This is a genomic window from Paenibacillus sp. Marseille-Q7038, assembly GCF_965111595.1.
Map to the genome: position 1 here is coordinate 3,188,950 of NZ_CBCOOM010000001.1, position 14,599 is coordinate 3,203,548.

Genomic DNA, 14,599 nt, shown 5'->3' on the forward strand with positions numbered 1-14,599 from the left:
GTGATAAAGTATGATAAATGTCATACTCCATTGACAAAAGGAAACCGCCTATTTTATAATCTTCAGGTTGCATATTACTTATACTTAAAGTAAACTGTCATATACAACTTGTTACATGAAAGGAAGGTAGATAACAATGATCATCCCTTCAATCAATAGGATTAACGAACTGAGCCGCAAGCAAAAAACAGAAGGCTTAACTCAGGAAGAGCTTGCTGAACAGCAAGTCCTGCGTAAAGAATATCTGCAAGCCATTCGCGGACAAGTCATGTCCACCATTTCCGGTCTTACCATTGTTGATCCCAATGGTGAAGATGTTACACCGGAAAAGCTCAAAATTGAGCAACAACAAAATAAATCGAAGCTTAACTAAAGCGTAAGACGGATATATTTCGTTATAGATCAAAAAGGATAGGAACAAGGCAGTTATGCCCTGTCCCTATCCTTTTTTTCATTGGACACTATATAGAAAGAATCTCCCGAATTTCATGCTCACTGAGCGGTGAAACTGCTTCTTGCCCAGGCTGAATAATCTCTTCGATCAGATTTTTTTTGCGTTGCTGAAGTTCGTGCATTTTATCTTCTACCGTTCCTTGGGTCACTAGACGTATGACCTGAACTACATTTTTTTGTCCCATACGGTGTGCTCTGCTTGCTGCTTGATCTTCAACCGCGGGATTCCACCATAAATCATACAAGATCACCGTATCGGCCCCCGTTAGATTAAGCCCTGTACCGCCTGCTTTCAATGAAATCAGGAACAGATCGCTTTCCCCTTCATTAAAACGTTCGCAGAGTTCGACTCTTTCTTGGCCTGGTGTTTGACCATCAAGGTAGAAGAACGGAATTCCTTGTAGTCCAAGTTCTCTGCCAATGATTCCGAGCATCTCCGTAAACTGAGAGAACAACAGAATTCGTTTTCCTGCACTCCGACTTTCTTCAATCAATTCCATCAGCTGCTCAAACTTCGCAGAACTGCCAGTATATCCTTCTACGAATAAGGCAGGATGACAGCAAAGCTGTCTCAATCTCGTTAATCCTGCTAGAATTTTAATACGGTTCTTCTGAAATCCTTCTTCATTTAAGTGCTTTACCGTTTCCTGTCGTAGCTTGGCAAGATAAGCAATGTACAGCTTTTTCTGCTCTGGCAACAGTTCGGAAGCTTGCAGTGATTCGATTTTATCTGGCAGTTCCTGCAGTACATCAGATTTTACCCGGCGCAGCAGAAATGGACGGATTCGTTTGGCAATCGATTCTCTGGATAACTCCTGAAAAGCTTTTCTTCCGGAAAATAGTTCGGGAAAAACAGCATCATAAATGGACCATAGTTCTTCTTGACTGTTCTCGATCGGAGTACCCGTAAGTGCAAAACGGTGTTTCGCCGAGAGTTGCTTGACCGATTGTGCCGTCTGCGTCGAGTGATTCTTGAAAGCCTGCGCCTCATCTAGAATAAGGATATGGAACTGATGCTTCGCATATAGGTCGCCGTCTCTTCGAAGCAGTGGATACGAGGTAATGACCACATCCACCTCTTCGATCTGATTCATGACTTCTCCTCGTTCTCCCTTACTGCCATCTGCAATGACGGTTCGAAGATCGGGAGCAAATTTCCCGAGTTCATTATGCCAGTTATAAACAAGCGATGCAGGGCAAACAATGAGTGCCGGCATTTTGTGTTCTCGCATTGTATCGATCTCCGATAGAATAAACGTTATACTTTGCAGGGTTTTTCCAAGTCCCATATCATCAGCCAAAATCCCGCCAAACCGGTAGGAAGCCAGCATTTTCATCCACCTGTAGCCTGTCTTCTGGTAATCACGAAGTTCGGCATTTAGAGAGGAAGGTAGCGGATAATTCATCTTCTCAGGGTGTGCGAGATTGACAAGAAACCGCTGGAGAGTTTCACTGAGTTCAATCTGCTCCGATTGCTTATCCATCAGGGATAACCCATGGTGGGCAGGGAGTTTGGCCTCTCCTCGGCTTAGATCTCCCTTACGGAACCCCATCTCGTTCATCAGTCTCACCATCTCTTGAAACTCAGGAGTGGTCAGCGGCTGCAAAGCTCCATTTTTTAGCCGATGGTATTTTCGTTTTGCCTCCACACTCGTTAATACTTCTTTGATCTCGTCATCCGGTATTCCTTTGATATCAAATTTGAATTCAAGCCAGTCCGTTCTTTCATCCAAATGAACACGGATCAGAGGAACCACGGGTGAGCTTACAACTCGCACTTTTACCGCCGAGGTGGCGAGCACCTCAACAAGCTGCTCCAGCTGAGGCATGGTATAGTACAGAAAATCAAACTCTGCATCTTCATCTTCCAAGTAATATCCTGCTTCGGTTCTCGCAAAACTACTGGTTTCCATGAGCCGAAGAATCTGTTCTTCCTGTACCTTGTCACGAATCATAATCCGGCCGGAAGGAGTACGTTCTTTCTCATCCAGGGGATTAATTACGATATCTCCATACTGGAATTCAAGCCCTGCCAGCAGTTTCTCTCTCACTCGGTCTAAATACAGCCGGGCTTTAAGCGGAACTTTCACCATCTGACTCGAAATCTCTTCCCCCACATGTACACGGCCAAGGCGCATGAGTCCAGGTACTACCTTCTCCATATAAGGCCCCATCTGTTCCGGGGGAATACGCAGTACAGGAGACTTTTTAGATGATAATTTATCCCTAAGTCCTGCTAAATGATGAGCGGATTGCTCTGGTATCCTATAAAAAACACCACGATGCAGTACCATAGAATAATCCCTTAGAATAATCATCTGATGAAGTCCCGGTATTTCTAGCTGAAATCCACTATCTGAGGCTTTTGAAAATTCAAAATCAAGGGGCAGCGTCTGATCAGGCAGCGAAAAACGACTAAACCGTTCATCTTCCTGCTGTACATAAACATCGGCTGCGGCCGATAGTAACGGAGCAATTTTCTCCCAAGCCAGCGGCGGGATCAGCAGCATTCGATCTTGGCTTCGCGCTTTCCCTATTCCCGGATATCCGCCTAGTGACTCTAGATACATTTCTTCTTGACGCTCCAGATGAATTAGTTCAGCGAGGACCGCGTAATCCTGTGGCAAAAAGCAGTGAACTTTAGGATCATATGTGAAGTTTTTCGAGAACACATGTGGTTCCTTGCGCGCTAAACGACTTAAAAATTGTTTCACTTGTTGCACAATGTATAATCGTTTAGGACCCAGTTTTATCTCAAGACCAAGCATTTGTTTATGATAGCCATAAGGTACCGATTTAATTGTAAACTGAACAGACAGTCGTTCTCTGGTGTCCAAAATTGTATTTGTAACTGCAACCGAAATGCGTGATTCACTGCTAAACAAAGAAAGGATATCCTCTGCTCGCTGCTTTTCGGCCTGTTCAGAGGAATCTGCACGCTGAATCCTTGGGGTTAAGTAACCTTCCGGCAGTTCATAAGCAGGTTTGTGCAGCAAGGATGGATAAGCACTGACTTGGGCAGTACCTTCCTCTTGTAAATGACTAATCTGAATGAGTACAGCCGCAATATGGTTGCAATAGTAATCATGTTTAGGAAATGCAGGACATGAACAGCTGGCCAGCACATCTCCATTCCGATCTAAATTCACTTCAACATCATATCTATTTTTGGTCCCGTCTTTGACTACAGCTCGGAACTGTCCTTTGTCTGCATCAGATAAGGTAATTCCTACACTGCCTGAATCATACGTGTATTCTCCCTGTTCATAGAAACGGGGACCGCAAAGCAGTTTTATTTTTCGTCGATTCAGCATAATATTCATTCTATTTATTTTCCTTTCCCTATCCTCAGTCGATGAGAAAAAGCGCCCCTAAGGACGCCTTTCTTCACATGATAACCAGGCTATAATGAGTTTTATGCACCGGCACCAAATCGTTTGCGATAACCGCATTTACGGCATAATTCTTCCACTGCCTCCCGGCGGGAAAACCCATAAAATAAATCATTCGCACGTTTACTCTCCACGATCTCAGAGAATGGCGTGGCATTGATATTACCGAGGTTAATTACCCCTTCTCCATCAAGACAACATGGAATCACGGTTCCATCTACGAGTACACCTGCCTGCGAACGCAGTCCGTGACAGAAGCCTTTTCCATCATCTTCTTCCGCAGCAAGGCTCGGCCACTCAAATTCATGGTCTTGATTCAAATAAATGTTTTTGGCGATTTTCACACCACTACCTGGTACTACCTTCTCTTCGATCTTAAAATCGAGTCCAAATTCATGTTCCAGTATATCTAGTGTTTCCCGGTTACGTTGTTTTTGCAGATTCGTCATATTGTCCTCGGTTAGATTCCAAAGCCGGAACGAAACGATAATATCTTGTTTGACTGCTTCTCGTACAAAGTCAATGATGCGGTAGAGATATCCTTCGCGATCCTCACTTCCCTCATGACCATCAAAACTATGGAGAGAAAAGTTCATTTGTCGCACTGCAGGTTTCCCAAGAATACGATGTCTCGCCTTCTCAATTAACGTTCCATTGGTCGTCATATTGACTTTAAAGCCTTTCGTATCAGCAGCATCAAGAAGCTGATCAAGCTTTGGATGAAGCAAAGGTTCACCTTTAACATGTAAATAAATATGATTGGTATGTGGTTTAATTTGATCAAGTATGTTATTGAATGTATTCAAATCCATGAACTTTGCTTGTCGCTTCGTCTGTGGACAGAAGCTGCAAGCTAAATTGCAGATACTTGTAATCTCAACATAAACTTTCTTGAATGTTTTCAAGCCCATTCTCCAATCCCTTATCGTTTTAATAAGTTATGAAATTGATTTATCTATCATTATAAAGAAGCCAGCTCCATACGACCAGTAGAAGTTCCATTTAGAGATAGCTTCGCAAAGTACCGCCGTAATAAATTAAGACCTCCTATTAAAAAAGACAGCCGCATGATATGCGGACTGTCTCAATCTGATCTATCTTTTGTTTTTAGATAGGTGCTGCTGCATTTCTGCTACAAAACTTTCATGCTCTTTATTAAAAACAGAGGTTTCCTGATTGAATTGTTGTTTCAGTTTATTCGCCTTTGCAAAAGCCTTATTGCGTTCGCTCACTTTGCTTTTCAGCTTGGATAATGTAATGGTATCCTCTTGTTCTTCCAGCAAAACGTACAATTCTTTATCTTTCGCTAGACTCTTATTATACTGTTCGTAGAACTCACCGAATGTTGCCTGACGTGCTTCATAAGCATTCCACAGCTGATCTGCCTTTTGAACCATTTCTTGTTCTTTCGTATCCTTATTATAAACATCCAGAGCAGATCTCCAAGATTTACTTTTCACTTTAGCCGCATCCATAATCTGTTTGGCTGATTCGAGATGCTCCTTGCGATCATCTACATGCTTTAGGGCATCTTCTAGCAAATCATCCAGCTTCGCATCAGCATCTTTACCTTGCTCCATAATCAGATCATACAATTCTAAATCTTGCCCTTCTAAATCCGCAATCTTCTGTAAATATGCCTGCATCTCACTCTCTGTGTTCACCGTATCTTCCATGGCATTCATCGTATTAAGCGCATCCTCTTTACTGCAGGCTGCAAGGAGTACCATGCATACAATCAGCAGAGTACCCAGCTTCCCTTTTGACCACATAAAATAAAGTCCTCCTGTATCTATTTATAAGCGTAAATCATTTTTAAAATTCATAACAAGGTGATTCTCAGGGTTATAGACTTCGATCTTATACCCTTTCTTTTTCAGATGTTTGATAATCTCCGGAAGTGCCTCGACTGTCTGCTCTTTTTCATGGAATAAAATAACTTCCACATCCTTGTGTACATCTCGTTTTACATTGGAAATGACTTGTTTTGGGTTACCCGGCAAATCCCAATCCAGTGAATCCGTGGTCCAATCCCACAGCTTAAATTGTGCTTTAGCAATATCGCCTCGGAACTTCTCGCCGATCTGTGGAGCACTGCCAAATGGTGCACGTATCAAAAACGGTTTATATCCTGTCAATTCTTGAATTATCTTTTGTTCCTGCTTCACTTCTTTTATAAAATTGGCTGAACTTCCGCTCTTGTATAGTGTCTGATATTCATGAGTCATGGTATGCATACCCGGATAACTGCCTTCTTCGACCATTCGCTTCACTGCATCTGGATATTTATGTATTTCTGTCCCTACCATAAAAAAGGTTCCCTGCACTTTATTATTTTTAAGCACATCGAGAATCTCATTCGTATATTTACTTGGACCATCATCAAAAGTGAGGTATGCAACTTTTTGAACTTTACCCTTAAACCGAACAGGCTCTTTTTTCGCCATCGGTACAACGGTAAATCCCCCTAGCATACTAGGTTGTTGTACTACCACCGAAGATTCTGCTACTTGCGGGAATCGATCTAAAGCAAAACTTCCAATCTTCCAGATGAGAAAAACCGAGAACGCCAAAATAAGTCCGGCAATTATTACTCGATCATATCGAATTTTTCTTCTTGCTTGTCTTCCACGAAATTCGGGTCGTTTTTGTTTTCGTTGTCTTCTCAAGGTTGTCACTTCTTTCTATAATTTAATAGACCGTTTATTACGCCATAATTCTCCATGCATCTATGTCGATTCTACTTGACGTAAATGGGGAATTGTCATAATTTGTGGTTATTTCTTAGCCCCAGATATAAGATTAAAGGAATTCCCTTCCTGTTGAATGACAACGAGGTTACAATTCAGATAAAATAAACGTAATAACTACATACCAACTTTTTTCCAAAGGAGCCTATCTATCGTGAGTCCGTATTTGTCACAGATCATCCAAAGTATGGTTAATCGGAATCTCGAAACCTATTATAACAAACATAAAGAGTCCGTACTTGTCATCGGAACTGTATACGGAAATGAAAGACGAGTCTATGGAATGGGTGATATTCATCCCTATACTACGACGAATTACAGTGAACTCATCTATGAAATCGGGTCTATTACGAAACTATTTACGACCACATTACTAGCACATTTACATCATGACAGTTTCCTCGACATCCATGATTCACTAGGTCAATATATCCCGCTTCTGCCCCCGGACTCACCGGTTACATTTCGTCATTTGGCGACGCATACCTCCGGTCTTCCGGAAAAGCAAATCTGGAGAAAAGTCCGTAACTTACTTGATTCTGAGAAAAGCCGTGACTCCTGTTCCACTTTTAGTCTGTCTGAAGCCGCTTTCTACTTACGGCGCGCTTCCGCTGAAAGTGTAGGAAAGACCTACCGTTACTCCAATGCTGGGATCGGTCTGCTTGGGCATATTCTTGCTACAGAGATGCAGACTTCTTATGAACATGCGGTACAAGACATAATTACCATTCCCTTGGAAATGCCAGATACATCGATTCATCTCACAGGCGAAGCAATGACAAGACTTGTTCCCGGTTTTAGAGGCCACCGGTCTGCTCCCTCTATAGAGCTGAATGATTTTCCTGGTACAGGTGCGCTACGTTCTACGGCTAGTGATTTACTAACTTTTCTATCTGCACATATGGGTGTACATCCAAATAGGGGAATTTTTGATATTTATTCTATTACCCAAAAAAACTATTTCCAAAAAAATAATCAGTTTAGAGTTGGGTTAGGCTGGCATCAAAATACACAAGAGGGGATTCTCTATCACAGCGCTGGTACCCATGGATATCAAAGTTTCATTGGTTTTCGTCCTGATCTGCCGTTTGGTGTCGTGATCTTATCGAATATTCGTGATCATAGCCATCTAAACCCGACTACCATGGGGATGGAACTTCTGCTTGCGGCAAAGCAGGGCACTAAAAAAAGCTGATGCCTTTGGGAACTTTCGTTTCCTAAGGCGTCAGCTTCTTCATTTCTAAAAAGTCTTAGGGTGAGATGCACGTAAGTGATCTATTGATCTTTCAGTTCTTCATAGAATACAGCTTGTGCTGCTGAGAAATAAGGACCTACAAAAAACCAAGCAAGTCCAAAAGTAACGGCCGTTAACAAGAACCATCCAATGAAGCTAAGAAGGAATAGTACATACTTCCACTTGTACCCGTCCATAAGTCTTCTGCTCTCGGTGATCGCTTGTGTTGCTGAATATTCAGGATGATCTTTTAATACGTACAATGTCTGCGAATAGGAAATACTTTTGATAATTCCTGGAACGATGAGCAGCAGAGTCCATAAAAATATAAAGAAGATCATAACAATATACGTCCATATTAACTTTAAGGTTAATCTACCATCTTGGTATATTTTAAAGATATTACGAATTTGCGCTTTTTCTTTTCTAACAAGACTGATGTAAAACCATAATACTCCGGCGTAAAATGGCATTAATACGATTTCATATACAAAACTAAAAAGAGAACCAGGTGCCTCCTCGTTAACCCAAGGTTCAACCCCTCCACTGATTTGTATATCCACCGATGTTGGAATAATCACGGTAAGTATAGAGATAAGGACCGTCAATAAGATGGCTTTTCCCCAGTTTCCTTTCAGCGCATCAAGTGAGCGGCGCTTCATTTTCATAATGCCCATTATTTATTTATTCCTCCTGTCAAAACTTGATTATAGCACGGTTGTTCAGCTCAGGGAACCTTACGTAAAGATTACTTTATTTGGTCTCTCAGCTCCTGAATCGTTTGCACAGCAAACAGCGCTAATTCCGGAATATCATTCATTTGTTCTTCGTTAATTTTTCGAGGAAATATGATTTCGCTTGTATTGAGCATTGGCATTATTTTTTCTGGATCGTATACGTAACTGATCGTCTGCGTTAGCGTCTGAGCCGGCCAAATTTTCTCCAACACTTGCTGAATCTGCGGACAGATTTCATCGGGGTTTGAAACTGGCATTTTGTATCTGATGGTCAGCATACAGCCTGGATTTGCACCCTCTTGTTCCAAAATTTCTGAGGCCAACTCTTGCAGTGATGCCTCTAGTTCGATTTCACCCATAATAAGATTATCATCCGGCATTTGAAACTGAATCCGAAATAACCGTGACATCACAGCAAGTTCCATCCGGTCTACTCTGCCTGTTATACGTACACGATGATCTAGATTGTCCATATCATACAATTCATTCTCCAGTGCTACTTTTAAGTTATCAAAAACAGTAGGGTCAAACATAATAGCTCCTTTCCACATATCAAAAGTCAAATGTGACTCCAGCCTAAAGACATGAAAGTGACATAAACTGAACCTTCTTTTCTTTCATATATAAATGTAAATACTGCTCTTCATTCACCTGGTAGCTCCATTTACCCCTGGTCATTTTATTCGGCTCACCGAGTCGGCTTACCACATCATGCGTGCTGCTGCCAATGGATATTCCGAGGGCGGTCTCTACCTCGTTTTTCGTAAAGAAAACACTTAAACCCGTAAATAAAATACCCATTTGTTCATCTACACGAATGGTCTTTATTCTATCCTCTTGAATCGAATAAAAACGCATCTGTTTCATGTACTTAGGATCTCCCTCGATGTGATCGCTCCATTCAGCAAAGTTCTGATTTTGCACCTTTAGTACACTCGCATCGTCATGATGGCTTTGATTCAGTACATATTTTGATGTATCTTCCGTCTCCATATCCGTCATCCTCATTTCACCGAGCGCAGCTAAAATTGTACCCGGCCGGCAAAATAGATTCATATATACAATCGTATTATATGTAGCATAATACCTTTGTCCACCTAGAGTATACGTATTACTATTCAAATCATAAGCAACGGAATAAACTACATCATCTGCATGAAAACGAATGTAGATGATCCCATCTGCAGATGGTTCTGGAATGTCGGCTTTTGCGCTGGATAGATTAATGCTGCCGAAAGCTTCGAGTATCATACTGTTATTTTGAGGCGGTGTGCTGAACGTTTTTTCCCCTTCACTCGTATGTACCAGAATACTTGTTTTTCGAATCGAATGTTTCGCAAAAGGATTCTGATCCTTAATTCTGCCTTGATCAGACGTCAGCGGCACCTCAAGATCGTTAGGATAATAGGGATTAACGGGTTGTTTTACCGTACCTCCACTTTCTTCTACGGAGGTATCCTGTTTGGTTTCATAGGATTCAGTTATTATCTCCGGATTTATGTGATCTATTTGAGCGTGCTCTTTGCCTTGGAAAAAAAACAGAATTATCGTAATCAAAGTCATCACGATCATGAGTAGACCTATCATCAATAACTCTATTCTTTTTATACTTTTCATTATAGAAACTCCCCTTTCTAAGGAACAGTTTCACCCTATCTTTCAAGATGTATTTTCAATATAGCAGATGCGCGTAGAGATAATTGTCGAAATTTGTTGTTTGTTGCTATCCGTTTTCACAAGAAAAAGAAAAGAGGCTCCCCTGCAAAAAAGGAGAGCCTTCGATTTCATTATATTCCAGCGGATTATAGCGGAACCTTCCACTGATAATCACCGGATCCCGTCTGAATTTCCATTCCTTGCGCAATCGAGTTAACTGACATCACCCCTTCCTCTTTTTGATAAGATTCAATCCATTCCTGCAGCTCTGCTTGCGGCAGTGAACTCGGCACCCTAATAAGGGCTGTCGTATTGGATGGAATATTAACCTCGAGAATGATATGTTCCTCTTCGATGCGCCATACTGTACGAATGAGACCGTACTCACTCTCATAACTTGCTTCTGTATAAGTAATCCCGCTATTCTCCTGAATCGCCGGCTGAATAACCAACTTTTTATACCCCGGGACATGAGGATCACGATCCAGCCCAGCCACAACCCGGTATAAATAATCTCCAATCGCACCATATGCATAATGGTTGAATGAATTCATATCCCGGCTCCAGAAGGAGCCATCTTCCTTGATACCATCCCAGTGTTCCCATATCGTAGTCGCGCCCTTGATGACGGGGTATAGCCATGAAGGATATGAGGTTTGCATCAGCAGACGATACGCTATATCGGTATATCCCTCAGCTGACAAAGCAAAACACAAATGTGGTGTGCCCACAAAACCAGTTGTCAGATGATCATCCTTATCTTGGATCAATTGGTTCAACCGCTGCGCTATTCTTGCCCTCGTCTCACCTTCTACCAGTTCAAATGCGATAGCAAGTGCATGTGCAGTCTGGGTATCTGCAGTGAGCTTTCCTCGTGGAGTAACATATTCCTCTTGAAACATATTCACAATCCTACGGTGTAATTCCGAATACATCTCATAATCTTCACGATGATTAAGTACGGATGCGGTGTCCCTGACGATTCTTGTAGAATGAGCGAAGTATGCGGTAGCGATCAGATCTTTAGGAGTAGCCCCATCATAGCTGTCTTCATGCGCATCCAGTCCAAGCCAATCCCCAAAATGGAATCCGGTATTCCACAGGAAGGGTTCGTCTCCTTGAGCCTTAATATATTCCACCCACGCCTTCATACTCTCATACTGATCTTCAAGAATTCTTTTATCTCCATATTGTTGGTACAGAGCCCAAGGTATGATGGTAACGGCATCTCCCCAAGCCGAAGATATCGGTATATTCCCAATGGAGGGAATAACAGAAGGAACACTTCCATCTTCCCCTTGATCTGCCATAAGATCTCGAAGCCATTTTGTAAAGAATGGAGCGCCTTGATAGTTGAACAAAGCCGTATTTATAAACACTTGTGCATCCCCGGTCCAGCCGAGACGCTCATCACGCTGTGGACAATCGGTTGGAACATCCACAAAATTACCGCGTTGTCCCCATAGAATGTTAGATTGAAGCTGATTTAAGAGCGGATGTGAGCAATGAAAGTGGCCTGTTCTTGGCATATCCGAATGCATCACTTCACAGGTAAAAGACTCGAGAGGCACATGGTTTTCCAATCCAGGGTAGCCTTCAATTTTCACATAACGAAATCCCTGAAAAGTAAAATGCGGTGCGTAGCTTTCAGGTCCATTTCCCTTGGTGATATACTCCACTTGTTGTTTCGCTCCGCGTAGGTTATCCGTGTAGAAATTGCCTTCTTTGTCTAACACCTCAGCATGAGACAGCCGAATTCGTGTTCCTTCTTCTGCCTCTACCACAAGGCGCATACGGCCTACCATATTCTGTCCCATATCCAGAACATAATCTCCTTCTGGTGTGACAACATAGCTGATTGCTGGGCGAGATTCTGTTATTCGAACTGGCCAATTCTCCTGTGCAACCAGATTTGCAGGCACTTGATCTGTAACGATCACTTCATGCCAGTCGGCATCGTTATAGTTACTTCCTGACCATCCCTCTTTTTCAAGCCTCGCATCATATCGCTCACCGTGATAGATTTCGGCATATCGAATCGGTCCTGTACTTGACTTCCATGTCGGATCGGTAATGATCAGATCCTCTGATCCGTCCTGGTACTTCACATAAAGTTCAAGCCGAGCGGCACGTATATTTCCATAATGGCCCTTTCGTCCTTCCCAGCCAAGTTCCCCCTTATACCAACCGTCTGCTACGATTAGTCCCACCGCGTTGGTTCCATCACGTAGTTCATGCGTAACATCATAGGTTTGGTACTGCAAGCGGTGTTGATAAGAAGTCCAGCCGGGTGTAAGTAGATCTTTTCCTACTCGCTGTTCATTCATATATAGCTCATATAGCCCTGCACTGGTGCAATATACACGGGCAGCAGCGATATCTTTTTTGAGTACAAATGATTTTCTTAACAGGAAAGCCGATTCTTCTGCGGGATTGATCATTGCGGGATGAGGTGTAATCCATGAGGATTGCCACTCTTCTTGACTTAGAAAAGCCGTTTCGAAAAAGTCAGGATTACTCCATAAAGACTCGTTCCCCTGATCATCCCAGACCTTCACTCGGTAATAATAACGAGTTCTGGACATCAGTTCCGGTCCTTCATAAGGAATAAGAATCGCTTCTTCTGAGCCTACTTTTCCCGTATCCCACAGCTTTTTCGTAAAAGAATCATCCTCTTTTGCCACTTGAATCTGATAGGCACTTTGCAGCACCCCTCTCCGATCAGATAACGTCTTCCAGCTAAACCGTGGTTTTCGAATATCGGTTCCGAGTAATTTCTGCCTGTACTCTACAGATGTTTCCTTTACACACCATACTTTCATGTTCATCTCAACTCCTGTTTCACCGTTTTTGAATGCCATGTCTCTGCTGGTTGACTAAGTTGGAAATCGCTTTCATTTTAGCATAAAAAAAGATCCTTTCTGCATAAAAGCAAGAAAAGATCTTTTTTTATTTTATCGTTCCTATTTACTCGAATTTCAAAATTCCGGTTGAATGTAAAAATACAAAGATCATCAGAATCGGCGCTACATAACGAAGCATGAACAGCCAGATACGGAACCATTTCGTCGTAAGGCCCGCTTCTTTTGCAGCTGTCTTCCAAAAGTATCCGGCAAATAGAGTAACAATAAGTCCGCCGAGCGGAAGCAACCAGTTCGATGCAAAGAAGTCTACATAATCAAAGAAATTACGTTCCCCAATATTAATTTGCATAAGACCCATAGAAAGAGCGGATGGGATACTTACCAAGAAGATCAGTAGGGAAATAATCCATACCGCGTTGTTACGCGTCCAATTCCATTTTTCCATTGCATACGTAACCGGTACTTGCAGCAAGGATACAAGAGAAGTCAGTGCGGCAATTGCCAGCAAGATAAAGAACAGACCTCCGAATAACCAGCCGAGCGGCATTGCTGAGAAAGCAGCCGGCAAAGCTACAAATACGAGTCCCGGACCGGAACTTGGATCAATTCCAAAAGCAAATGTCGTTGGGAAGATAATTAGACCTGCTATGAAAGCATAGATCAAGTCACCTGCACCTACGGCGAGGGTAGCCGTTCCTAGGGATTGATTTCGGTCCACAAATGCTCCGTAAGTAATCATCGTTCCCATTCCTAAAGATAGAGAGAAGAAAGCATGTCCGAGTGCAACAAGTCCGGCCTCTGGAGAAAGTTTCGAGAAATCAGGAGCCAAGAAGAAATTCACACCTTCCATCGCACCCGGCAGTGTGACAGAACGAATCATAAGAATGACAAGCAGAACAAGCATTCCGGGAATAAGCACTTTATTAAATTTCTCAATTCCGCCAGATATCCCCTTAATAACAACCAAAGCAACGATCGTCATAGCAACAAATGCCCAGATTAAAGGCAAATAGCTTCCTGTAAACTTATCAAACTGAGCATTGAAATCTACACCCGTCGTCATCTGCCCGCTGAAGGACAGTATTGCATAATGTAGAGTCCAGCCGGCTACTAAGATATAGAACGTCATGATCAGGAAAGGCGCAACAACGGAGATAAACCCTAGTTTTCCCCATATTCTCCCTCCTCCTGCTTTTACGAAGGATGAAGCTGCACTTCCCCGGCCCGCGCGGCCGATCGCAAGCTCCGCAAGTAGAACAGGAAGTCCTACTGCAACCAGGCATGCAATGAATAATAGAAAGAAGGCTGCGCCTCCATTTTCCCCCGTGATATAAGGGAATTTCCACATATTACCAAGTCCTACTGCACTACCAATAGCGGCTAGTATAAATCCTTTTGAGGAAGAGAACCGTTCACTGGTTCCTGTGCCTTTTTCGTTTGTCTTATTTGGTCCCATGAAGCCCTCCATCTCGGTTAATTCCGTATTTATTAATTTCTACTAAATAAATAATAA

Annotated in this window: 11 protein-coding genes; 2 read left to right on the forward strand and 9 right to left on the reverse strand. The window is 42.5% G+C overall.

All coding sequences use genetic code 11. The features are described from left to right. The first annotated feature begins 136 nt into the window (after window positions 1–136). Entirely contained in the window at window positions 137–373 is a 237-nt protein-coding gene (locus tag ACWPWY_RS15180; protein ID WP_454192412.1) for a DUF896 domain-containing protein, read from the forward strand. A gap of 88 nt (window positions 374–461) precedes the next feature. Here the strand turns inward: ACWPWY_RS15180 and ACWPWY_RS15185 are convergent, their stop codons facing one another. The 4 genes from ACWPWY_RS15185 to ACWPWY_RS15200 form a co-directional block, all read right to left on the reverse strand. Beyond that, a complete protein-coding gene (locus ACWPWY_RS15185) occupies window positions 462–3,776 on the reverse strand; it encodes a DEAD/DEAH box helicase (protein ID WP_454192413.1) in 3,315 nt (1,104 codons plus the stop codon). A gap of 92 nt (window positions 3,777–3,868) precedes the next feature. Further along, on the reverse strand, window positions 3,869–4,750 hold the full coding sequence (locus ACWPWY_RS15190; protein WP_454192414.1) for a radical SAM/SPASM domain-containing protein: 882 nt from the start codon (window positions 4,748–4,750) through the stop codon (window positions 3,869–3,871). 189 nt (window positions 4,751–4,939) lie between these two features. Continuing rightward, window positions 4,940–5,617 (reverse strand): YkyA family protein, encoded by a 678-nt coding sequence (locus ACWPWY_RS15195; RefSeq protein ID WP_454192415.1) that lies wholly within the window; start codon window positions 5,615–5,617, stop codon window positions 4,940–4,942. Between the two features lie 24 nt (window positions 5,618–5,641). After that, entirely contained in the window at window positions 5,642–6,523 is an 882-nt protein-coding gene (locus ACWPWY_RS15200) for a polysaccharide deacetylase family protein (protein WP_454192416.1), read from the reverse strand. Window positions 6,524–6,749: 226 nt separating this feature from the next. Between ACWPWY_RS15200 and ACWPWY_RS15205 the strand changes: the two genes are divergently transcribed. Next, window positions 6,750–7,790, forward strand: a complete 1,041-nt coding sequence (locus ACWPWY_RS15205) for a serine hydrolase domain-containing protein (RefSeq protein WP_454192417.1) — start codon at window positions 6,750–6,752, stop codon at window positions 7,788–7,790. Between the two features lie 80 nt (window positions 7,791–7,870). On the opposite strand, the gene ACWPWY_RS15210 is transcribed toward ACWPWY_RS15205, so the two are convergent. The 5 genes from ACWPWY_RS15210 to ACWPWY_RS15230 form a co-directional block, all read right to left on the reverse strand. After that, window positions 7,871–8,506: a DUF975 family protein gene (locus ACWPWY_RS15210; protein WP_454192418.1), complete on the reverse strand. Its 636-nt coding sequence runs from the start codon at window positions 8,504–8,506 to the stop codon at window positions 7,871–7,873. A 71-nt stretch (window positions 8,507–8,577) separates the two neighbouring features. Beyond that, window positions 8,578–9,099 carry a hypothetical protein gene (locus ACWPWY_RS15215; protein WP_454192419.1) on the reverse strand — a complete coding sequence of 174 codons (522 nt, stop codon included), beginning with the start codon at window positions 9,097–9,099 and terminating at the stop codon, window positions 8,578–8,580. Window positions 9,100–9,142: 43 nt separating this feature from the next. Further along, a complete protein-coding gene (locus ACWPWY_RS15220) occupies window positions 9,143–10,183 on the reverse strand; it encodes a hypothetical protein (protein WP_454192420.1) in 1,041 nt (346 codons plus the stop codon). A gap of 185 nt (window positions 10,184–10,368) precedes the next feature. Continuing rightward, window positions 10,369–13,044 carry a family 78 glycoside hydrolase catalytic domain gene (locus tag ACWPWY_RS15225; protein ID WP_454192421.1) on the reverse strand — a complete coding sequence of 892 codons (2,676 nt, stop codon included), beginning with the start codon at window positions 13,042–13,044 and terminating at the stop codon, window positions 10,369–10,371. A gap of 145 nt (window positions 13,045–13,189) precedes the next feature. Continuing rightward, window positions 13,190–14,542 carry a sodium-dependent transporter gene (locus ACWPWY_RS15230; RefSeq protein WP_454192422.1) on the reverse strand — a complete coding sequence of 451 codons (1,353 nt, stop codon included), beginning with the start codon at window positions 14,540–14,542 and terminating at the stop codon, window positions 13,190–13,192. Between the last annotated feature and the right edge of the window lie 57 nt (window positions 14,543–14,599).

Coding starts and splice junctions, on each gene's coding strand:
- ACWPWY_RS15185 (WP_454192413.1), bottom strand. CDS start 3,776: ATGAATATTATGCTGAATCGACGAAAAATAAAACTGCTTTGCGGTCCC.
- ACWPWY_RS15230 (WP_454192422.1), bottom strand. CDS start 14,542: ATGGGACCAAATAAGACAAACGAAAAAGGCACAGGAACCAGTGAACGG.
- ACWPWY_RS15220 (WP_454192420.1), bottom strand. CDS start 10,183: ATGAAAAGTATAAAAAGAATAGAGTTATTGATGATAGGTCTACTCATG.
- ACWPWY_RS15225 (WP_454192421.1), bottom strand. CDS start 13,044: ATGAAAGTATGGTGTGTAAAGGAAACATCTGTAGAGTACAGGCAGAAA.
- ACWPWY_RS15180 (WP_454192412.1), top strand. CDS start 137: ATGATCATCCCTTCAATCAATAGGATTAACGAACTGAGCCGCAAGCAA.
- ACWPWY_RS15215 (WP_454192419.1), bottom strand. CDS start 9,099: ATGTTTGACCCTACTGTTTTTGATAACTTAAAAGTAGCACTGGAGAAT.
- ACWPWY_RS15210 (WP_454192418.1), bottom strand. CDS start 8,506: ATGGGCATTATGAAAATGAAGCGCCGCTCACTTGATGCGCTGAAAGGA.
- ACWPWY_RS15195 (WP_454192415.1), bottom strand. CDS start 5,617: ATGTGGTCAAAAGGGAAGCTGGGTACTCTGCTGATTGTATGCATGGTA.